This window comes from Leifsonia psychrotolerans (genome assembly GCF_013410665.1).
In the GTDB taxonomy this organism is placed as follows: Bacteria; Actinomycetota; Actinomycetes; order Actinomycetales; family Microbacteriaceae; genus Cryobacterium; species Cryobacterium psychrotolerans_A.
The window spans coordinates 1,805,357-1,826,359 of record NZ_JACCFM010000001.1; the positions used below are offsets into that span (position 1 = coordinate 1,805,357).

Annotated in this window: 18 protein-coding genes; 6 read left to right on the top strand and 12 right to left on the bottom strand. The window is 64.7% G+C overall.

Features of this window, described 5'->3' with window-relative positions; genetic code table 11:
• Positions 1–31 precede the first annotated feature (31 nt).
• On the top strand, positions 32–232 hold the full coding sequence (locus tag HNR05_RS08425; protein WP_179578603.1) for a hypothetical protein: 201 nt from the start codon (positions 32–34) through the stop codon (positions 230–232).
• A gap of 385 nt (positions 233–617) precedes the next feature.
• On the opposite strand, the gene HNR05_RS08430 is transcribed toward HNR05_RS08425, so the two are convergent.
• Complete coding sequence (locus HNR05_RS08430) at positions 618–1,511, bottom strand: M15 family metallopeptidase (protein ID WP_179578604.1); 894 nt, start codon at positions 1,509–1,511, stop codon at positions 618–620.
• Positions 1,512–1,621: 110 nt separating this feature from the next.
• Here HNR05_RS08430 and HNR05_RS08435 point away from each other — a divergent pair, with 110 nt between their 5' ends.
• Entirely contained in the window at positions 1,622–3,814 is a 2,193-nt protein-coding gene (locus HNR05_RS08435) for a RecQ family ATP-dependent DNA helicase (protein WP_179578605.1), read from the top strand.
• Here the strand turns inward: HNR05_RS08435 and HNR05_RS08440 are convergent.
• The 6 genes from HNR05_RS08440 to HNR05_RS08465 form a co-directional block, all read right to left on the bottom strand.
• Complete coding sequence (locus HNR05_RS08440) at positions 3,811–5,559, bottom strand: APC family permease (RefSeq protein WP_179578606.1); 1,749 nt, start codon at positions 5,557–5,559, stop codon at positions 3,811–3,813. The two genes, HNR05_RS08435 and HNR05_RS08440, sit on opposite strands and share 4 nt — an antisense overlap.
• Positions 5,560–5,725: 166 nt before the next feature.
• Positions 5,726–8,698, bottom strand: coding sequence for an AAA family ATPase (locus tag HNR05_RS08445; RefSeq protein ID WP_179578607.1), 2,973 nt, complete (start codon positions 8,696–8,698; stop codon positions 5,726–5,728).
• Entirely contained in the window at positions 8,695–9,849 is a 1,155-nt protein-coding gene (locus HNR05_RS08450) for an exonuclease SbcCD subunit D (protein ID WP_179578608.1), read from the bottom strand. The genes HNR05_RS08445 and HNR05_RS08450 overlap by 4 nt, the downstream gene beginning before the upstream one ends.
• Positions 9,850–9,923: 74 nt before the next feature.
• Positions 9,924–10,637: an alpha/beta hydrolase gene (locus HNR05_RS08455; RefSeq protein ID WP_343062520.1), complete on the bottom strand. Its 714-nt coding sequence runs from the start codon at positions 10,635–10,637 to the stop codon at positions 9,924–9,926.
• 62 nt (positions 10,638–10,699) lie between these two features.
• Positions 10,700–12,349, bottom strand: coding sequence for an MFS transporter (locus HNR05_RS08460; protein WP_246318372.1), 1,650 nt, complete (start codon positions 12,347–12,349; stop codon positions 10,700–10,702).
• A 205-nt stretch (positions 12,350–12,554) separates the two neighbouring features.
• A complete protein-coding gene (locus tag HNR05_RS08465; protein ID WP_343062521.1) occupies positions 12,555–13,097 on the bottom strand; it encodes a dihydrofolate reductase family protein in 543 nt (180 codons plus the stop codon).
• Positions 13,098–13,196: 99 nt separating this feature from the next.
• Here HNR05_RS08465 and HNR05_RS08470 point away from each other — a divergent pair, with 99 nt between their 5' ends.
• Positions 13,197–13,853 (top strand): DUF2510 domain-containing protein, encoded by a 657-nt coding sequence (locus tag HNR05_RS08470; RefSeq protein WP_218868849.1) that lies wholly within the window; start codon positions 13,197–13,199, stop codon positions 13,851–13,853.
• A 22-nt stretch (positions 13,854–13,875) separates the two neighbouring features.
• On the opposite strand, the gene HNR05_RS08475 is transcribed toward HNR05_RS08470, so the two are convergent.
• Positions 13,876–14,460, bottom strand: coding sequence for a TetR/AcrR family transcriptional regulator C-terminal domain-containing protein (locus HNR05_RS08475; protein ID WP_179578612.1), 585 nt, complete (start codon positions 14,458–14,460; stop codon positions 13,876–13,878).
• A 114-nt stretch (positions 14,461–14,574) separates the two neighbouring features.
• Between HNR05_RS08475 and HNR05_RS08480 the strand changes: the two genes are divergently transcribed.
• Positions 14,575–16,053, top strand: coding sequence for an APC family permease (locus tag HNR05_RS08480; RefSeq protein ID WP_246318373.1), 1,479 nt, complete (start codon positions 14,575–14,577; stop codon positions 16,051–16,053).
• A complete protein-coding gene (locus HNR05_RS08485) occupies positions 16,046–17,686 on the top strand; it encodes an amidohydrolase (RefSeq protein ID WP_179578613.1) in 1,641 nt (546 codons plus the stop codon). The genes HNR05_RS08480 and HNR05_RS08485 overlap by 8 nt, the downstream gene beginning before the upstream one ends.
• Before the next feature lie 10 nt (positions 17,687–17,696).
• Here the strand turns inward: HNR05_RS08485 and HNR05_RS08490 are convergent, their stop codons facing one another.
• The 4 genes from HNR05_RS08490 to HNR05_RS08505 are packed head-to-tail and all read right to left on the bottom strand — an operon-like array spanning position 17,697 to position 20,401.
• Positions 17,697–18,020 carry a metal-sensitive transcriptional regulator gene (locus HNR05_RS08490; protein ID WP_179578614.1) on the bottom strand — a complete coding sequence of 108 codons (324 nt, stop codon included), beginning with the start codon at positions 18,018–18,020 and terminating at the stop codon, positions 17,697–17,699.
• Positions 18,020–18,382 carry a rhodanese-like domain-containing protein gene (locus HNR05_RS08495; protein ID WP_179578615.1) on the bottom strand — a complete coding sequence of 121 codons (363 nt, stop codon included), beginning with the start codon at positions 18,380–18,382 and terminating at the stop codon, positions 18,020–18,022. Before HNR05_RS08495 ends, HNR05_RS08490 begins: the two co-directional genes overlap by 1 nt.
• 1 nt (position 18,383) lies before the next feature.
• Positions 18,384–18,701 carry a rhodanese-like domain-containing protein gene (locus HNR05_RS08500; RefSeq protein WP_179578616.1) on the bottom strand — a complete coding sequence of 106 codons (318 nt, stop codon included), beginning with the start codon at positions 18,699–18,701 and terminating at the stop codon, positions 18,384–18,386.
• Positions 18,702–18,703: 2 nt separating this feature from the next.
• Positions 18,704–20,401: an FAD-dependent oxidoreductase gene (locus HNR05_RS08505; RefSeq protein ID WP_179578617.1), complete on the bottom strand. Its 1,698-nt coding sequence runs from the start codon at positions 20,399–20,401 to the stop codon at positions 18,704–18,706.
• A gap of 160 nt (positions 20,402–20,561) precedes the next feature.
• Between HNR05_RS08505 and HNR05_RS08510 the strand changes: the two genes are divergently transcribed.
• Entirely contained in the window at positions 20,562–20,987 is a 426-nt protein-coding gene (locus HNR05_RS08510) for an OsmC family peroxiredoxin (protein ID WP_179578618.1), read from the top strand.
• The last annotated feature ends 16 nt before the right edge of the window (positions 20,988–21,003 follow it).

Consider the following 21,003-nt stretch of genomic DNA (forward strand, 5'->3'; position numbering starts at 1 on the left):
ACACCGGATGTTATTCGAGGAGCTCACAAAATTGACCGTCGGAAGCACAGGCTTCGCGGTCGGTTCCGGCGAGGTGGCCGGCAGCGGTGTGAGGGTCGGCCTCGGGGTTGCCGAGGGCTTCGGTGTCGCGGAGGGCTTCGGAGTCACGGAGGCCGCGGCAGTCGGCTTCGGTGCGGTCTTCTCGCTGATCGCACCGTCGCTCACCGCGGATTCTGCCTGCGCCGAGAGGTAGGACGACGCCCCCCAGGCGATGCCGCCCCACACCGCGAGAACAAGAAGAGTTCCCGCGATGATGAGGGGGGTCCGCCGCCGCGGAGGTTTCGGCGCGATCACGGATGTCGGCGGTGCGGGCGGTCCCCCCGTCATGGAAGCGGGCGGTGCGGGCGGACCGGCCAGGCTCGGAGCAGCCGCAGCGCGTGCCGGCACCGGAGTTCCACAATTCCTGCAGAAGGCAAAGCCCTCTGAGAGTGGTGCCGCACAGGCTGAACAGCTGACCGGTTCCATAACGTATCCCCCACGATTGTGTGCACTGCAGTCGCCGTCGATGCGGCGTACAACACCGTCTCGGCGCTCGACAACCTACGGTGCGAGAGTATCAGTTCCCTGCTGGGGCCGACTCAGTAGGTGGGCGCAGCGGGGAGTTCAAAGAACTCCTCCAACGTCGTCACACCCGTGTTGTGCATTTCTTCAGCCAGCTCGCTGCCGATGTAGCGGTAGTGCCAGGGTTCGAACGCGAACCCGGTCACGTCAACCTTGTCGGCGGGGTAACGAAGCAGAAAGCCAAAGCGCCATGCTGTGTCGCGCAGCCATTGCCCCTCCGCGGTGTCAGCGAAGCAGGTGTTCAGGGAGCAGTTACCATCAGCCGCCCCGATGTCCATCGTCCACCCAGTCTGGTGCTCGCTGTGCCCGGGCCGAGCGGTGCTGGTATCCGCGTAGGCGCCACCGTTCGCAGCGACGTCCTCGGCGTACACCTCAACCTGCGTCGAGTAGGCCCGGTAAGCACTGTTCGATGCCAACGACAGACCCGCTTCCGCCTTCGCTGCCGCGAACATCTCAACGACGGCGCGTGTAGCGTCGGTGCGTAGTCGGGGCTCCCAGGTGTGGGCCACATCGACGACCACCAGGTCGCTCGGTGTGTAATCGACAGGACTCAGCGCGCGCCGCTTGTTGACGACGACCCACGGGCTCGTCGGATCGTCGAGGGAATGGGCGCGCTTGTCAAAGCGTGCCGGCGCGGCTGCCGGAGGCACGGCCGGCGCATCGGAGCCCGACGCGGGTGGAATCGGAATGGGGGTGCGGGTGGCGACGACGGCCTCAGCCGCGGCTGTCGCTCCGTCGGAGGGAGTGCTGACTGCGACCGGTGCGCTGCCCGACGTCGAAAGATTCCCGATCAGGATGCCGAGCATGATGATCGCAACAATTCCACCACCCGACAGTGCAATCGTGCGGTTCCGACGCACCCGCCGCGAAATTCGTCTGCTTTTGCGGGGCGCGTCGAACGGGTTACTCATTTGGCTGAGCCTATCGAGACAGAGGATCAATGCGGCTTATTAGGAATCCGCCGGGGTGTCGTCGGCACGTGTCTGAGCGCTCTCGGCCGGGCACCTGACAAGCTGGAGGTATGACTGACACGCGCGCATCCGCCCTCGCCGTCTTGCGCACGCTTGTTGGGCGCGACGATGCTGATTTTCACGACGGCCAATTCGAAGCGATCGAGACGCTCGTTGATCAGCGTCGACGCGCTCTCGTCGTGCAGCGCACCGGATGGGGCAAGTCAGCCGTGTACTTCGTGGCGACCCTGCTGTTACGGCAGCGCGGGGCCGGCCCGACGATCCTGGTGTCACCGCTTCTGGCCCTCATGCGTGACCAAGTCGCGGCGGCAGCGCGGGCCGGGGTGCGTGCCGTGTCGATCAACTCCTCAAACGCGCACGAGTGGAATGATGTGTTGCGCCAGCTCGCCGCGGATGAGGTCGACGTGCTGCTGGTCTCACCCGAGCGGCTGAACAACCCGAGCTTTCGCGATGAGCAGCTGCCGGCCCTGATCAGCCGGGTCGGACTTCTCGTCGTCGACGAGGCACACTGCATCTCTGACTGGGGGCACGATTTTCGACCCGATTACCGGCGGTTGCGAGAGCTGATCGCCACACTGCCACCCGGTGTTCCCGTGCTGGCCACGACGGCGACGGCCAATTCCCGCGTGGTTCAGGATGTCGCAGAGCAGTTGAACAGCTCCGCGCAGGTGGACAGCTCCGCGCAGGTGAACAGCGCCGGCGACAGCCGAGAGACCGGCGGCACCGAAGTCGTCACGATTCGTGGGCCGTTGGCCCGGGCATCCTTACGCTTGGGCGTGCTTCGGCTGCCCGATGCCAAGGCTCGGCTGGCCTGGCTACTCAGCCATCTCACCGACCTGCCCGGCAGTGGCATCATCTACACCCTCACCGTCTCGGCGGCTGAAGACACCGCACGTCTGCTGCGGGAAGCCGGGCATGCCGTTCGGGCGTACACCGGGCAAACCGACACTGCCGAGAGGGAAGAGTCCGAGCAGCTTCTCAAGAACAATGAGGTGAAGGCGCTCGTGGCCACGAGCGCGTTGGGCATGGGCTTTGACAAGCCAGACCTCGGTTTCGTACTGCACCTCGGCGCTCCGTCCTCCCCCGTCGCCTACTACCAGCAGGTCGGCCGTGCCGGTCGAGCCACGGCGAACGCCGATGTGCTGCTGCTGCCTGGCCCGGAAGACGAGGCAATTTGGCAGTATTTCGCCACGGCATCCATGCCGAGTCAGGCGCGTGCCGAGGCCGTGATCGGTGCTCTGCGTGCGCATGGCGGCTCCCCACTCTCGACCCCGGCGCTTGAGGCCCGTGTCGACCTGAGGCGTACCCCGCTCGAGCTCCTCCTCAAGGTGCTCGACGTCGACGGTGCTGTGCGCCGGGTGAAGGGCGGCTGGATCGCCACCGGCGAACCCTGGTTCTACGATGCGGACCGCTACGAGCGGATCGCCGCCGCCCGTGTGGCCGAGCAGCAGTCGATGATCGAGTACGAGCGTACGACCGGATGCCGGATGGAGTTCCTGCAGCGCTCTCTCGACGATGACACCGCGGTGCCCTGCGGGCGGTGCGACACCTGCACCACGGCGTGGTACCCCTCTCATCTCGACGGCCAGGCGCAGTCTGCTGCGGCCGCATCGCTCGACCGGGTCGGTGTGCTGATTGAGCCACGCGCCCAGTGGCCCGTCGGTGCAGCCAGTCTCGGCGTCGACGTGCGCGGAAACATTCCGCCCACCGAACGGCTCTCCCCCGGCCGGGCCCTGGCCCGACTGACCGACCTGGGCTGGGGAGGACGGCTGCGTGAGATGTTCAGCACTGCGGAACCGTCGCCGACAACGAGCCCGGCGGATTCCCCGGCGAGTGCAGCCCTGCTGTCCGCCTGCATTCGGGTGCTCGCCGAGTGGGACTGGGACGAACGCCCCGCAGCGATCGTGAGCATGCCGTCACGCCGGCACCCGCAGCTCGTCGATTCGGTGGCACGCACCTTCGCCGAGGCCGGCCGACTTCCCTGGCTCGGCTCGCTCGAGCTCGCGGGCGACGGTCCGGTCGGCCCGTCGGGTGGCAATAGTGCCTACCGTCTCGCCAGCGTCTGGAACCAGTTCCAGATCGGACCGGAACTCGCCGAACGCTTGACCGAGTATGCATCCCGCCCGATTCTGCTGATTGACGACATTGCCGACAGCCGCTGGACGCTCACCGTTGCCGGTCGCCTGCTCATTCGGCAGGGCGCTTCGGCGGTTCTGCCGTTCACGCTTGCCCTGCGTTCCTAAGCCTTCTGATCGTCTGGTGCCTCCGGAGGAAGCTCGGACGGAGTGTCGATGCCTTCACCGGTCTCGGCATTGATCGCCGTTTCCCCCGGGGGCAGGTTCGAGAAGTCGGGGGCGATAATCGTCGGGACCCGGCCGGCGTCGGGCAGTCCGAAGGTCGGACTCACGGGGCCCTCGGTCACAAGCACCAAGTCGTCGGTACGTTTGGGCAGCGTCCGGCCACGAAAAAAGTCGGGCCGCACGGCCCACCAGATGAACATGACCACGACTCCGACCACCATGGACCCGATGCCGACGACCGCGACCGCCCCGATGCCGAAGATCGTGACGTTCGTGCCGTTCGCGTCTTGCAACCAGTCCGGCAGGGCATACTGTTGCACCCCGTAGATGAATGCAGCGGTGAGCATCAGGCCGCCCAGCAGGGGGAACAATCCGCGCATGATCACATGTCGAAACGATGACCACATGGTTGTGCGGTAGTACCAGACGCAGGCAAAACCGGTCAGCCCGTAGTAGAACGCGATCATCAGTCCGATCGAACCGATCAAGGCTCCAAGCAGCTGCACACTGATCAGAGTGAAGAGCACGTAAAACCCCACTGAGACAGCGCCCATGGCGACAGTGGACCAGGTCGGTGTGAGAAACTTCGGGTGGATTCGGGCGAATTTCTCGGGGAGGGCCTTATAGACCGCCATCGACAGCGTGGTGCGAGCGGTCGGCAGAATGGTGGTCTGCGTTGAGGCGGCCGCCGATGACAGAATCGAGAGGGCGAGAAGCAGCGCCGCCGCATGGCCGAGCACGCTGTTGCCGAACAGTGCCGGGCCGATCGCTGAGAACACATCCGCCGCATTGTCGGCGTTGCCGAGGCCGATGCCCGTCGTTCCGACGCCCGCAAACGCGACAGCCGCAACCGTGACGAGTGCGTAGGTTCCGAGGAGCAGGAACGTACTGATCACCGCTGCCCGGCCCGGCGTCTTACCCGGGTCTTTGGTCTCCTCGTTGACCGAGACGGCCGTATCCCACCCCCAGTAAATGAACACGGCTGTCAGCACAGCTGGCGCGATCACGCTGCCGAAGTCGAGGGTGAACGGGTTGAACCAATCAATATTGGGCATGATCGAGTAGGACTCGGCGGTTCCGGTGTAGACGCGGCCGAGAGCGAAAACCGAGAACAGAATCAGCACCACCACTTCGATGCTGAGCAGCACATACTGAATTCGGGCCGACAGCTCGATGCCGCGGTAACAGATCCAGGTCATCAGGATGATCCAGATCACGCCGGCCACGGTCGACCAGAGCTGATCGTCGGCGAGGGCGGCGACACCCGTCAGCCCCAGATCTCCCATAAACGTGAAGGAATACGACCCGGCCACTTGAGCAAGGTTGGCCATCACGATCACGTCGGCAGCGACAATCCCCCAGCCGCCGAGCCAGCCCGTGATGGGTCCGAATGCGCGCGTGCCCCAGGTGAACGTCGTGCCGCAATCGGGTTCTGCCTTGTTGAGTTCTTGATAGGCGACGGCGATGAGGTACATCGGGATGAAAGCGAGAATCACGATGCCCGGCGATTTCACGCCGGCGAGGAGCGCCCCACCACTCGCGACGATGAATCCCAGGCTGGCGGCCAGGCTGTAGGCCGGTGCCGTCGATGCGACACCCACGACGACGCTGGAGAGCAGCCCGAGCGAGCCCCCCTTCAATCCTTTGCTGTCGACGTGATCGGACGGGGCGGGAACTGTGCTTGTCATCGGGAACTCCAACGCAGGGGTACCGGCGGAACCTGAATCAACGCGGTCGTTCAACGGTGAGCGATCTGACAAAACCTGGTTTACCCCTGTTGGGGCGGTTTCGCACCTGTGGATCAATCAGTTGACTTCTGCTCTTTGTCGACCGTCGTTCCACGCGACGATGTCGCTACATCACGATGCTGCTGTCACCCCGGCTCGAGACCACGATCGCGAGCTTCGCCGGAATCTGTTCTTTCATTGATTCCACGTGACTGATCAACCCGATCGTGCGCCCCCCGGCCCGCAAGCCGTCGAGGGTACTCATCGCCGTCTCAAGCGTCTCACTGTCGAGGGACCCGAAGCCCTCATCGACGAACAGGGTGTCGAGGGCGATGCCCCCGGCCTGGTTCGACACCGTTTCGGCGAGCCCGAGAGCCAACGCCAACGAGGCCAGGAAGGTCTCACCGCCGGACAGTGAATGGGTGGGTCGAGCCCGCCCGGTGTGCTCGTCACGGATCGCCAACCCGAGACCCGACTGGGCGCCCCGGAATTGTACAGAATCGTCGTGCTCGAGTGCATACCGGGCACCGGTCATAGTGCGCAACCGCAGGTTGGCGGCGGCAATAATCTCTTCGAGCTGAGCCGCTAACACGTAGGTTTCGAGTCGCATTCGCTTTGTATTCGGCTCTTCACCGTGAATGACTGCGGCCAACTCTCGCACGTGTTTTTGCGTTGTCAGCAACGTGGCGGAATCCGCAACCTTCTTCTGCGCAGAGGCAACCACGGCACTGACGTGACTGATGCGTTCGCTCAGTGCACTCGATGCCGCCAAAGCGACATCACGGGCGGTACCGGCCGACTCGAGCGACTGCTGGGCTTCAGAGAGGTCGATCAGTGAGTCCGGCAACTCGGCCAGGGCCGGTTCGGCCAGCACTGCGCGCACGCCCGCGATCTCGTCGTCGTGGCGACGAATGTCGGCGTCGTGCGCCATCATCGCTGCATCCGGCAGACGAGCTGCCTCAGCATCGGCCTGTGTGCCAAACCCCTCCTCCGCCAGTTGCGCCGTCACCCCCGCGGTTGCCAGTTCGACCGCGGTTGTTCTCTCTCGTCTCTCAGCCTGAGCGTCGTTCACTCCCCGAGCTGCGGTGAGCTCGACGGTCAACCGGTTCACCCGTTCGGTGACGCTGGCGAAACCGTCGAGGTGTCGCGCCACGCGCTCTGTGATGGCGTGTCGTGTGCTGCGCAGCGTGGTCACGGTGGCGGTGGCGTCGTCTCGCGATTCGCGGAGTTCGGCGAGCTGTGCTGTGGCTTCGTCGAGTTCCGCCCGCAATGCACTCCGTCGATCGTCGAGTGTCGCGAGTCGGGCCGTGGCCGCTCGGGCGTCGTCGAGCGTCGTCGTCGCCACCGCCAGAGCCGCCAGGATGTGCGCGTGCGTTTTGTTGTGCGTCCGAGCCCGCGCATCGGCGTGGCTCAGCGTGAGTTTCTGCGCGACGTCGTGCGCGGCGTCGAGGGCGCTGTGCGTGCTACTGAGCTCATCACGCGCCGCTTCGATGTCGGCGTCGGTGAGTGGCGGCGCGTCGGCCGCTGCGGGGTTCGGATGCTCAGGCGAGCCGCACACCGAGCAGGGCTCGCCGTCGACGAGTGACGCGGCGAGCTCCGCCGCATGACCGGCCAGCCTCGCCGTGAGCAGCCGGTCGTAGCGCAGCGCCAGGTCACGATGGGCGGCACTGGCGGCTTTCTCGGCCTGGTGGGCCGCCCGGAGTTTCGGTTCGAGACTGGCCAAGTCGGCAACGGCGCTGTTTTCGGCTTCGAGCCGATCCAGCTCGGCGCTGGATTCGTCGTGCCGCGCAGCGAGAAGCGTTGCGGCCGCGAACTCTGCGTCGAGAGACTGCAGCTGTGCGGGGATCTCGGCCAGGTGCGTCTCGGCGGCGTGGAGTGCGTCGAGGGCGTGTTGCAGGCGCTCGTCGGAACGAAGAATCTCGCCCGCCAGGCTCGGCAGTTTCAGTTCTGCCTCACGCACATCGTTCAATGAGCCGAGGCTGCCGAGCAGTGCGTCGATCGAAGCCGTCGGATCGGCAGCGTTCGTGCCCTCAGGCGAGCCTGTCACCTGTAGCCAGGTTGATCGGGCACGCTGTTCGGCGGCGACGGCGGTGTCGAGTGCGCCCTGGGCGTCGTATCGGGCCCGGATCTGCGGCCAGACTCGTGCGGCTCGACGCGCGTCGGCTAGCAGACGGCGAGCGTGCTCGACGGTCGCGCCGGCCGATTCGAGTCGTTCCATTTTCAGGATGGCCGCCTCGCGCTGGTCTTGACGGCGACGCAGATCACTCTGCTCGCGGAAGGCTTCCGTCGCGGCGGCGAACGCGGAATCGGCCGCAGTGGCGCAGTCGGCCGCCACCGCACCCACCTGTTCGAGTTCAGCCATCGCTTCGTGGAACCATTCGACCCCCGGATTGGCCGGCACCGCGGTGTCGGCACGGTGCGGGGCGACGGTCGTGGCGAAACCGTGGATCTGCTGCTGTACCGCGGTGAGCTCGTCACCCAGGTGTTTGCGACGCGCAACAAGTTCTGATTCGAGGCGTTCAAAGCGTGAGGTGCCAAACAACGAGCGCAAAACCGCACGACGGTCGTCGGTCTTGGCCAGTAAGAACTTCTGGAACCGGTTCTGCGCCAGCAGGATCACCTGCAGAAATTGGTCTTGCGTGAGCGGCAGCACGCGGCTGAGCTCGTTGCCGACATCGACCGGGCGGGAGGCGACGCCCCGCCAGCCAGCCCCACCGTCACTGCCGGCGATGCTGTCGTCGCGTACGTCGAGCTGGGCATCGGGCTGAGAGGTGGTCGTTCCGCCGCCGCGCTTCTTCGCCCGTTCGTAGCGCGGGGTGCGATAGATACGGTAGTCGGCCTCGCCCACAACGAACTCGAGTTCAACGAAGGTCGGATCGCTCTCGTCGCAGTGGTCACTGCGCAGTTGGGGTTCGGTGCCGTCATACCGGGGAACACTGCCGTAGAGCGCAAAACAGATGGCGTCGAGAATGCTTGACTTGCCGGCCCCGGTCTTTCCCGTGATGAGGAAGATTCCGTCGTCGTCGAAACGCTCAAAATCGATCAACTGTTCGTTCTTGTACGGTCCAAACCCGGCCAGGCGCAGTCGCTTAATCTTCATGCTGTCATCTCGGTGGCACGCGCGTCGGCGGCAAGAACTTCGGCGACGAGGCGGCGTTCGAACTCGGTCGGTCCGACGCCGTTTCGTACCAGCTCAAGGAACCCGGCGACGATGTCGGGGTCTGATTTGGCTCTGACCCGCTCGGCATAGGTTGTCGTGGTGGTCGCCGCAGTCACACTCGGCCGATGCTCGAGTGCGACGCAGTACGGAAAGCGTTTCTGCAGGGCTCGCATTGCATCGAGCGGGCGCACCTGATCGGTGAGGATTGCCGACACCCAGTCGTTCTCGTTTTCGGCGTACGTGTCGTCGGTCAACAGATCGTCGAGGTCACCCGTGAGCACGCTCAGCCGGCGCGGCACGGGAAGGTCGACCCAGTCGACCGAGTCAAGCCCGGTCGCGCCGAGTTCGACGAGCCAGCCGCCCCGCGGTTTTCCGGCCTCGGAGAAGGAGTAGTGCAGAGGAGCGCCCGAGTAGCGCACCCGCTGGGAGATGGTCGAGCGACCGTGAATATGGCCGAGAGCCACATAGTCTGGGCCGTCGAAAACGGAGGCGGGAACGAGGTCGAGGCCGCCGGCACTGATGTCACGCTCCACATCGCTCGCGTTCACCCCCGCCGCGAAACAGTGCGAGAGAACCACCGAGCGGCCACCCCGAACGGTCAGATCAGCCCGGATCTGCTGCATGGCAAAACCCAGAACCTGCTCGTGGGTTCTGAGCACCACGTCGGGGTAGTGGTGTCGAATCAACGCCGGTTCGAGGTAGGGAATGCCATAGAAATTCACGGGACCCTCAGCATCGGCGATGGTGACCGGCTCAAGGTACTGGTTATAGCGCGTCACGACATGGATGTCTGCAAAGCTCGCCCACTCAGATTGGAAGCCGAGTCGGGTAGCCGAGTCATGGTTGCCGCTGGTCATGACGACGACAGCCCCGGCTTTGCGAATGGCACGGAGCGCGTGTTCGAGCAGCGCATAGCTGTCGGCAGCGGGCGTTGCCGAGTCGAAGATGTCACCGGATACCGCCACGACGTCGACACCCTGGCTGCGCACGATCTCGACCAGAGCGTCAAGCACCTCACGCAGATGACCGAGGGTCGAATGCGTGTGGAAGGTGCGCCCGATGTGCCAGTCGGAGGTGTGCAGAATCTTCATGATTCTCACGCTAGTGCCGCGCACTGACAGAGTCCGGCACGACGACGCGTGGCTGGCAGCTTTCCCTCCGTTGCTCAGCCGGTCGGCAAGAACTGCGCCAGTTGCGCGGCAATGATCTCGCGCACACGCGCGTCGCTGATCGTTGCGGTTCCATCACCTGCCTGCACACCATAGTTGCCGAAGCGCGCGTGATTGGCGCCGTCAATCTCAGTGAACGTGCTATCGGCCGGGAGCAGATGCGCGGCATCCGCGACCTTCTGCGGCGTGCTCAGGCCGTCGTCCGATCCGCTGATGCTGAGCACACGGATGTCGGTGTGGGCGAGATCGTTGGCGCAATAGCTTCCGAAGAGAATGAGGCCGTGGATCTCGGGCTGCTCGGCATACTGGCAGGCCCGCACACCGCCCAGCGAATGACCGCCGACATACCAGGTTGTGATGCCCTGCGTGTCGTCGGTGAACGAACTCAGGGGGCGCTGATCAAAGAAGGCCAGGTTGAGAATCGGTTTCGTGATCACCACCGTCATTCCCTCCTCGCTCACCGCCGCAGAGAGTTTGTACAGGTAGGCCTCCGGGGCCACTTTTGCCCCGGGGATGAAGACCAATCCCACCCCCGACGCTCGACCGGTCGGGGACATGACCACTGCGTTGTCATGTTCGGTCACGGTCACGGCAGGATTTGCCTTCACGCTCGCCACCGACGCGTCGGTCGCCTGCATCACTCCCGTATTGGCCCAGATGAGGAATCCGATGACGACAACAACGAGCAACCCGACGACACCGAACCCCACAGCCCGGACGATTCGTACGGCTCGCGATCGACGGTGTTTCTGTCGTGTCGACTGTCGGGCGGTCATCCCGCGCTCTCTTTCTGCTCAACCTGTTCGGGCTCTTCGACGCGGCGCCCGTCAGACAATCGCAGAGTGGCGAGCAGACCGAGCACCAGGAATCCGGATGCGGCGAAGGCCGAATACCGGGTGCCCTCGCTGAAGGCCTCTCGTGCGGCCTGGCCGACCTGCCCGTCGTGCTCGACCAATGCGGGGATCGCCCCACCGGCACTGACGACGACCTCATTGACGATCTGGCTGCGCGTGGCTGCAGGCATCTGCGGAAATTGGTCGGACAATCGGGCCTCGAGCGATGACCCGACCGAGGTGAACAGGATCGTTCCGAGGATCGCGATGCCCAGTGCAGAACCGATCTGACGGGCCGTGCTGGCGGTCCCCGAACCTTGCCCGCTCTGATCAATCGGCACATCCTTCAGAACGACCCCGGTCAGCTGCGCGGTGGCCAGGCCCACACCGAAGCCGTAGACGAAGAGGAACACGGCGATCATCGGCCAGGTGGAACTGGCCGAGATGACCAGTCCGAGCCCGGCAACTCCGAGGATCTCGGCGATGATTCCAATTCGGACAATGCTGATCGGAGTGATTTTCGCGAGCATCACGCTGGACAGACCACTGGCCGCAAATGAGCCGATGGCCAGCGCGAGCAGAACGAACCCGGTTTGCAGCGCGCTGTAGCCCAGAACGTTCTGCAGCCAGAGCGGCAGCGACAGAATGATGCCGAATTCACCGAGCGAGACGATCATGGCCGCGATGTTGCCATTGCGGAATGAGGGGATCGTAAACAGGGCGAAGGACAGCAGCGTGGTCTTGCCGGCGCGCTGGCGATGGACGCCCCACGCGATGAACGACACGACCGACACCACGGTCACGGCAAACACAATCGGGATCGGTGAGAGAGCGAACGGCCACGTCCAGCCTCCGATGACGGGAGCACTCCCCGTCTTGGTCAGCCACCAGCCATAATTGCGACCCTCAATCAGGCCGAAGACAAGCGAGGCGCTGGCGATGACGGATAACACCGCGCCGAAGACGTCAATTCGACGTGGCCGGCCGGCATCCTTCGATTCGGCCACGCACACCACAACGCCGATGACGATGATCACCGCCAACGGCACGTTGATGCCGAAGGCCCAGCGCCACGAATAGACGGTGGTCAGCCAGCCACCCAAGAGCGGTCCGACAGCGACCATGCCACCGATGGTCGACCCCCACACCGCAAACGCGATTCCCCGCTCTTTGCCACGAAAAGTCGCGTTGATCAGTGACAATGTCGTGGGCAGCACCATCGCACCACCGATGCCCTGGATGATTCGGGAACCGATGAGCAGGTCCCCCGATGTCGACAGTGCCGCGAGCACGGATGCGGCCGCAAAGATGATGACACCCGTGATGAGGATGCGTCGGCGGCCGTACCGATCGGCGAGGGTGCCGAAGACCAACAAGAGGGCCGCGAAAACCAGCGTGTAGCTTTCTTGCACCCACTGCACTTGGGTCGACGTGATGTCGAGGTCGCGCACGATGGAGGGAATCGCCACATTGACGATCGTCGAGTCGACAATGATCAACGCCACAGCGATGCTGATGAAGACAAGACCGACCCAGCGCCGACGCTGGGAGATCATAGCGTGGCCTTCGCCTGCGATCATATTCGCCATGGTGACTCCTCTGAATTTTTCAGCTAGTTTAGCAAATAGGTAGCCAAGTGAGTGAAATATTTGTCTGTGGATTTTCACGGCAAAATACTGGCCGATCACGATCTGTCACCAGTCAGCGTGGTGTTCTACTGCCTCGATTCGCCGAGCATGACGGATCTGAGGGACCGTGCTGAAGGCTAGATCTCCTGGAGTGAGCACCGGCTCATTATTCTGAAATCCCCCGCACGATGTCATACGTTGTTTGGGTGAATCCCGCACCGAGCTCGCGCATTCCGGTGAGCGTCAGTTGCACGTCGCGCTCCAGCGGCCCGAACAGTGGTACGCCGCTTCCGAGCAGCACGGGAGCGTGAGTGATCGTGAGGTCGGTGAGAAGTCCCGCCCGCAGAAACGACTGAATCGTCGCGCCGCCATCGACGTAGGCGCGTCGAGCCCCGTCCCGATTCAGCACCTCGACAATGTCGTCGAGAGTCGCGTGCACCGTCGCATCCGGCGCCGTCACAGCCCGCACGGTGCTGCTCAACACGAGCACACGCTTGCCGGCATAAGGCCACTCGCCAAAAGCCTGAATCGTCTCGTAGGTGTTGCGTCCGATCACGAGCGTGTCGACCGAGGCCATGAAGTCGTCGTAGCCCGTGTCGCCGAGAGCCGCGGCCGACTCGGTCAGCCAGTCAAGCTCGCCATTTTCACGAGCGATGAAGCCGTCGAGGCTGATTCCAATAAATACAGATGCCGCACAATTCGCTTTCACCCGTCGCAGGCTACCACCGCCGGGAAAACACAGCGTCCACCCCCCTGAGTGGGGCATGCTCGAGGCGCCTCGGGTCGGCCACTCTGTAAACTGCACCATGTGACGACTGGGGGAATTCTTATGGCCGATCAGACCCCCTTCGTGCCACCCGCCGGATGGTACGTGGATCCGACCACTGAGACCACCCTGCGCTGGTGGAACGGTTTGGCATGGACAGATCACGTGTCGGCCTTGCCCGAGCTGGTGCCAGCCCCGCGCATCGCGCCCGTCTCCCAGTACAGCTGGGAGCGCGAGGAAGACAAGACCCATCGAGTCCAGCATTGGGGCATCGCGGCCGAGGCGCACGCCGAGTACACCGCGATCCCGAGTCGGTGGGGCACGCTCTCGGTCTGGTTGATCGCGTTCACTCCGTGGTGGGAAGTGGGTTGCGCCGTCATCGTCGCTACTGTCCTCGAGAACGTGTGGCTGGAGTGTGGAGCCCTCATCCTCCCCTGGCTCCTCACGATTGTGTGGGCCCAGCGCGACGGAGCACGACTTCGCGCCTGGGGCCATCGAAACGTACCGCGCTGGCCGTGGGCCCTCCTCGGCGCTCCCGGCTACCTGATCGCCCGAACCGTCGTACTGCGCAGGAACACGGGTATCGGGTCGCCGCCGCTCTGGGTCTGGATCGCCAATCTCTTGATCGTCGGCGGTCTCATTGCGCTCGGTGTACTTCTCTTCCTCTCCGCACTCGCCGGCCTGAACCACGGGTACTGAGCGCCAGCGAACCCGCCGACAGCTAGCGTTCGCGCTGTAGCCGCATCCCGTCGATCAGCAACCGGCAGCCGTACTCGAACGAGCGCTCGGCACGCGTTGCCGGATCGTTGTCGGCGATTGCTCGCTGCAAGGGGCTCGGTTCGGCGTCGTGGGCAACCGGAAACTCCCAAACATCATGGGGTGCGTCGTGGTCAAGCGCCGCACCGAAGGCAAAGCTGTCGAGCATGCTGATCAACGGGATCAGCTCCTCATCGGCAAACCCCGCCTCGCTGAACTGCGTGGCCATGCGGTCATACATGGAGATGACAGCCGGATGCGTGATCGTTTGGGTGAAGAGCAGCGGCCCGAGAGCCGGAACAGAGCAGTACGCGCGCCGCATCAACCGCAGCATGGAGAGCACGAGGTCTTGCCAATCGCCGGGCGTCGTCTCCTCGATCGGAAACTGAGCCAGTAATCGGCCGCGCATGAGCTCGATGATCTCCTCACGTCCGCTGATGTGGTTATACAGCGACGACGCCGTGACTCCGAGGCTCTTCGCCAGCTTGGGCATGGTGAAGCTGCCCGTCGTCTGCAACAACCGCTCTGCGGCATCCGTGATGCTGTCCACGCTCAAGATTGGAATAACTGGTCGCACCATCTGGCCCTCCGTCTCGTCATCAAATTTATCTGACCGGCACAATTGGGCATTGACGACGCAACACCCTCTCCACATAATAAACGAATGACATTCGTTAAATTGGAAAATACGGCAGAGTCAATGACGACCTCCGTGCCCAGTGATGGCCCCGACGGTCTGAAGAAGAACGTTCTCGGCACGTCCTCCATAGCTTTCATCGTGATCTCGGCCGCCGCGCCCCTCACCATCGTCGCCGGTATCGCCCCACTCGCCATCAGCATCGGCGGCGTGGGCGCACCGAGCGCCTATCTGATCGCCGGTGTCGTACTCGCGCTCTTCGCCATTGGTTTCATGGCCATGACCAAGCAGGTGAAGGCACTCGGTGGCTTCTACAGCTACATCACCGCCGCGCTCGGCACGCACGCCGGACTCGGCGCAGGACTCCTGGCGATCGTCTCCTACAACGCACTGCAGATCGGACTCTACGGCCTGCTCGGCGTGCAGGCGTCGGGAGCCCTCGCCACCTTCACCGGCATCACGGTGCCATGGTGGGTCTTTGCTCTGGTCGGCGTCGGCCTCATCTACCTGCTCGGCTACCGCGGTATCGACGTCGGCGCCAAAGTGCTCGTCGTTCTGCTCACCCTCGAGACTGTCATCGTGGCCATTCTCGCGGTCGCCGTCCTCGCCGCTGGCGGAGCCACCGGCATCACGGTCGACTCGTTCGCACCCGGCACCGTCTTCACACCGGGCGTGGCCGTCATTCTCGGTTTCGCCTTCGCCGCGTTCATGGGCTTCGAATCGACCGCGCTCTACCGCGAAGAGGCGAAGAACCCCGATCAGACGGTGCCCCGCGCGACCTACATCGCCGTCGGCTTCATGGCCCTCTTCTACGCGTTCGCCGTCTGGATTCTCGTGCAGGCCTTCGGAAGCGCCGACGTCCAAGCCATTGCCGGCGAGCATGTGGCGGACCTCGCCTTCGTGGCCATGCAGCAGTACGTCGGCGATTGGGGTGTCGCCCTCATGTATATCCTCATCGTCACGAGCATCTTCGCTTCCCAGCTCGCCTTCCACAACGCGATCAATCGCTACGCCCTCGCGCTCAGTCGCGACGGCGTGCTCCCCGCGCGGCTGGGCACCCTGCATCCCACCCAGCGCTCGCCCTACGTCGCGGGAAGTGCTCAGTCGGTGGTCGCCGTCGTGATCATCGTGGTCTTCGCCGCGCTGAACCTCGACCCGTATCTGCAGCTGCTGATCTGGGTGAACACACCGGGTGTCGTCGGAATCATCATGCTCCAGGCGCTCACGAGCGCAGCGGTCATTGTATTTTTCCTGCGTAACCGTGGGCTCACCCGACGGTGGTATGTGGTGCCGTCCGCCACGCTCGCCACCCTCGCGCTGCTCGGCGTCACCCTGCTGGTCACCTCGGGCATGGAGCTTCTGACCGGAACCTCCGACCTACTCTTCAACGGCATCCTCGTCGCCATCGCTCCCGTCACATTCGTGGTCGGCGTCATCGCCGCCGGCCGTATCAAGAAGCGACGACCGTCGGCGTACGCGCGCATTGGAGGCCTCAGCAATGACTAACACCACCCCCCTCGATCAGATCGTGCACGCCACTCAGATTCATACGATGACCGTCGGTGAAGCAGCCGGCACCGAAACTCCGATCACCTCGATCGGAGTGCGCGACGGACGCATCGCAGCCGTGGGCACTCGCACGGATGCGGTGGGCTGGCCCACCCGCCACACCCTCGAGCTGGGCGACGTCACGCTAACGCCGGGCCTCACCGATGCCCATATCCATCCGATCATGGGCGCGGTATTGGGTTCCGGAATCGACCTCTCCACCGCCACCACGCTTGATGAAGCACGTGCCTTACTGGCCGCTGGCGTCGTCGATGCCGGCCGGGATGACTGGGTGCTCGGGTGGGGGCTCAATCTGAATCTCTTCGGAACCGATCCGATCCGCAAAGAAGTCTTCGACACCGTCACACGGGGACTGCCGATGTTCCTTCGTCTGTTCGACGGGCACTCTGCGTTGGCCAACCAGCGCGCGCTTGAGATCGCCGGCATCACCGGCATCCGCTCGTTCGACCAGGGTGCGCGCATCGACTGTGATGCGACCGGCGCGCCCACCGGCATGCTGTTCGAGTTCGACGCCATGGATCTTGTGCAACGCCACCTTCCGGAGGAATCGTCCGACGTGATCGCCGGTCGCTTCGTCGAGATTCTGTCGGGAATGAGCGCCGTCGGACTCACCGGCGGGCACGCGATGGACTTTCTCGGCTCCCCGCTCGACCTGTTGCACGCCGTGGAGGCAGAGTCGGATTTGCCGCTGCGCCTGCGGTTCTCCCCCTGGTGCAATCCCGGCGCTACCGAAGACGACCTGGCCGAGTTGCTACGCCTGCAGGGCATGGCAGGTCGCCGATGGCTGGTCGAGGGAGTCAAGCTATTCATCGACGGCACGATCGACAACGGCACGGCCTGGCTCGCAGCGCCCGACACCCTCGGGCAGTCGCTCGCAAGTTTCTGGCCGGATCCCGCGTCGTACCGCTTTGCGCTGACCTGGTTAGACAGCCACGGCATCCCCACCGCCACGCACTCGATCGGCGACGCAGGCCTCGACTACGTGCTCGAGAGCATGGCCGGCTTGTCGGGTTCGGTTCGCCACCGCATCGAACACATCGAGACCGCGCCACGGTCTCTCGTGACGCGTCTGGCCGCGCTGGGCGTTGCCGCGAGCATGCAGCCGACCCACTGCACGCATTTCACCCGAGCCGACGGCACTGACAACTGGTCGCGGCGCCTGGGCGCGAAACGTTCGGCGCGCGGCTGGCCGACCCGCGACATCCGTGACAGCGGGGCAACGCTCGCGATCGGCTCCGACTGGCCGATCGCTCCGTTCGACCCGCGCGCAATCATGGCCGATGCGCAGTTGCGTCGGAAGGCCGGGCACCCGCGCGAATCGTCAAGCCAGCCCGAACAGGCCCTCACCGCACGAATGGCGTTGGAGGGCTACACCAGCCATGCCGCTGCCGCGGTGTCGAACTCGGCGCGGGCCGGCACCATCGCCCTCGGCCGTAACGCCGACTTCACCGTTTTCGGCACCGACCCACTCGCGCTCGCCCCCGACGACCTGGCCACTGTGCCCATTGTGGCCACGGTGATCAGCGGAACCGTGCAGCATCGGGGCGCGGGCTACCGGGGAGAGATCTAGTCGCCCGGCGCTAGGCCAGCGACAGAAAGAGCTTCTCCAGCTCGTCGACGGTGAGCTTCGCGGTCGGTTCCGCGTGATCGCCGGCAACCGGGTCGGCCAGGCAATCGCGCATCGCCGAGGCGATGATTGCGAATCCGGCCCGGTCGATGGCACCCGACACCGCCGAGAGCTGCGTGACGACAGCGCGACAGTCGCCCCCGCGTTCGACGGCTCCGATCACCGCCGCGAGCTGGCCCTGCGCCCGCTTCAGCCGATTAACGATCTTGCGCTGCGCTTCTGCCGCAGTCGCCTCGGCCGGCGTCACAGCTTCGGCCCGCGTCACAGCCTCCGTCATCAGATCACCGTGCCGTTCCGGCCACCCGACGCGACCACTCGTTTACCCGCGCGCTGCCAGGCCATCATTCCGCCGCGCACGTTTGATACCGTGTAGCCGCGCGCCGCGAGCAGGCGTGCCGCCTGGGCCGAGCGCATCCCCGACTTACAGATCGTAACGACCTGCGTGCCCGGGCGCAGATCGCCTGCGCGTCGCTCCAGGGAATCAAGCGGGACGTGGCGGGCTGCAGTGGCGTGCCCGGCCTTCCATTCGTTCGAGGTGCGCACATCAACGAGGGTGGCCCCGTCGCCGATCAGTTCCTCAGCTCGTTCAACGGTGACCGAAGCGAACGGCTTCGTGAAGAGGCGGCCGAACAGGCCCATCTCAGCGCCCGGTTTCCGCGCCGAAGACGCTGGGGAGCCCGGCTGCCTGCCAGGCCGAAATTCCGCCGACCACATTGACGGCGTCGTAGCCTTCCTGCCCGAGATAGGCCGCGACCTGGGCGCTGCGGCCCCCGGCGGCGCACATGATGTAGAGCGTGTCTTCCCGCGGAACCTCGGCCAAGCGGTTGACGAATTCGCTCATCGGAATGTGCGTCGTGCCGGCCACGTGCACCTGCGCGTATTCGCCGTCTTCACGAACATCGATGATGGTGGCTGCCTCGCCGAGCGCGGCGAGATCGGTGGGGGTGATTTCCTGCATGGTTATGCCCTTTCTGAAGCTGATTCGGTGTGACGTTTCGCGGCGGAAGCATCCGACGAGTAGGCGGTGGCGGCGCGCCAGGTGAGGTAGCCGCCGTCAAGATTTCGTACGTCCCTGCCGAGCTGTGTCAGCAGACGCTGTGCGGTGTGTGCGCTCTGTCCAACGCGGCAGTGCACGATGAGGGGTCCGGGTGGCAGGGTCGCTTCGCGCGCCCGGAGTTCTTCGACCGGAATGTGCACCGCACCGGGAATCAGCCCTTCGGTCAACTGACCGGCTCCGCGCACGTCGAGCAGCAGAGCTCCGGCAGCGACCTCCCGCTCCAGCTCATGCCACTGAATGGTGGGGTCGGCGCCGGCGGCCTGGTTTCCTGCGATGTAGCCGAGCATGTTCACGGGATCTTTCGCCGAGCCATACTGCGGGGCGTAGGCCAGTTCAAGGTCGGCGAGTTCCGAGGCCGAAATGCCGGCGCTCATCGCGGTGGCAATCACGTCGATGCGCTTGTCGACACCGCTGCCGCCCACCGCCTGTGCCCCCAGAATGGCGTCGGTGGCCGGGTCGATGAGAAGTTTGAGCGAGAGCGCCTCGGCACCCGGGTAATAGCCGGCATGGTTCGACGGATGCGTGTGAATCACGCGAACCGCCCGTCCCTGCGCCACGAGGGCTCGCTCACTCCACCCGGTCTGTGCGATTGTCAACCCGTCGAAGCCCACGATGACGGTTCCGAGCGCGGGCTTGGCCGGCCGAGCCCGACCAGCGATCGCGTCGGCAGCGAGCCGGCCGTGACGGTTGGCCAGCCCGGCCAACGACACCACGGCCCCCTCCCCCGTAATCTGGTCGGTCTTTTCGGCGGCGTCGCCGACCGCATAAATTGACGGGTCGCTGGTGCGTTGGAACTCATCGACCCAGATCCCACCCGACCGGCCGATCGTCAAGCCGGCGGCACGTGCCAGGGCAGTGTCGGGTGTGACTCCGGTAGCGGCCAAGACCAGGTCGGCGGCGACGACACTGCCATCGGAGAGACTCACCGAGAGCTCATCGATCGCCGTGGCGTGAACGCCAAGCCGCAGGGTGATCCCGGCCGCGCGCATCCGTTCTGCAACCGGTGCGGCCATCTCGACGTCGAGGCTGGACAGAACCTGCGGGCCCCGCTGAATCACCGTGACGGCACGGCCTCGCAGGAGCAGATTCTCGGCTGCTTCGACGCCGATGAATCCCGCGCCGAGTACGGCAACCGAACGCACGATCGGCGAATCCGACTCGTCGTCAAGCGCGGCCATGATGCGGTCGACATCGGCGATATCCCGGAGTGTGTGTAGGCGCTCGGCACCCTCAATGTCGGGCAGGCGTGGCGCCGCCCCGGGAGACAGCACAAGGTTGTCGTAGTGTTCGGTGACTTCGGCTCCGGTCTGCAGATCGCGCACGAGCACGGTCTTGTCTGCGGCGTCGATACTCACAACCTCGGTGTTGACCCGCACGTCGAGTCCGAAACGGCGGCCGAGCGATGTCGGGTTCTGCAGCAGCAGACTGTCGCGCTCATCGATGACGCCGCCCAGGTAGTAGGGCAGACCACAGTTCGCGAATGAGACATGACCGCCGCGTTCGAACACGACGATCTCAGCACGCTCGTCGAGTCTGCGCAGCCGAGTGGCTGCCGACATTCCCCCGGCAACCCCGCCGATGATCAGAACTCGTTGCGCCATGTGCTCTCCCTGCTTATCGTCTCGACACCCCATCGGAGCGTGAGATCAAATATACCCCATGGGGTATCCACATCCCTGGTAGAAGACTGAGTGCCCGTGAAGCGGTGACGCAACGCGGCGAGACGGATAGGCTGGAGATCCATTCTTGGGAGGAAACACCATGGCACTTACCAGCGAAGCAACCGCAGTCTGGAACGGAGCACTCGCAACGGGCTCCGGAACCGTGACCCTCGACTCGTCGCACGCCGCCGAGTTCCCCGTCAATTGGAAGGCCCGCGCCGAGGGCGCCGCGAACACGACGAACCCCGAGGAACTCCTCGGTGCCGCGCACGCCGCCTGCTTCTCGATGGCACTGTCCCACGCGCTTGGAGAGGCCGGCCACACGCCGGAATCAATCCAGACCACCGCTGCGGTCACGTTCGCCCCGGGCGTCGGCGTTGTCGGCAGCCACCTGCTCGTGAACGCGAGCGTTCCGGGACTCACCGCCGCACAGTTCGAGGAATTCGCCCAGGACGCCAAGGCCAACTGTCCGATCTCGAAGGCACTGGCCGGAATCCCGATCACGCTCGAAGCCGAACTGGCCTAACCCTCACCCGCCACGA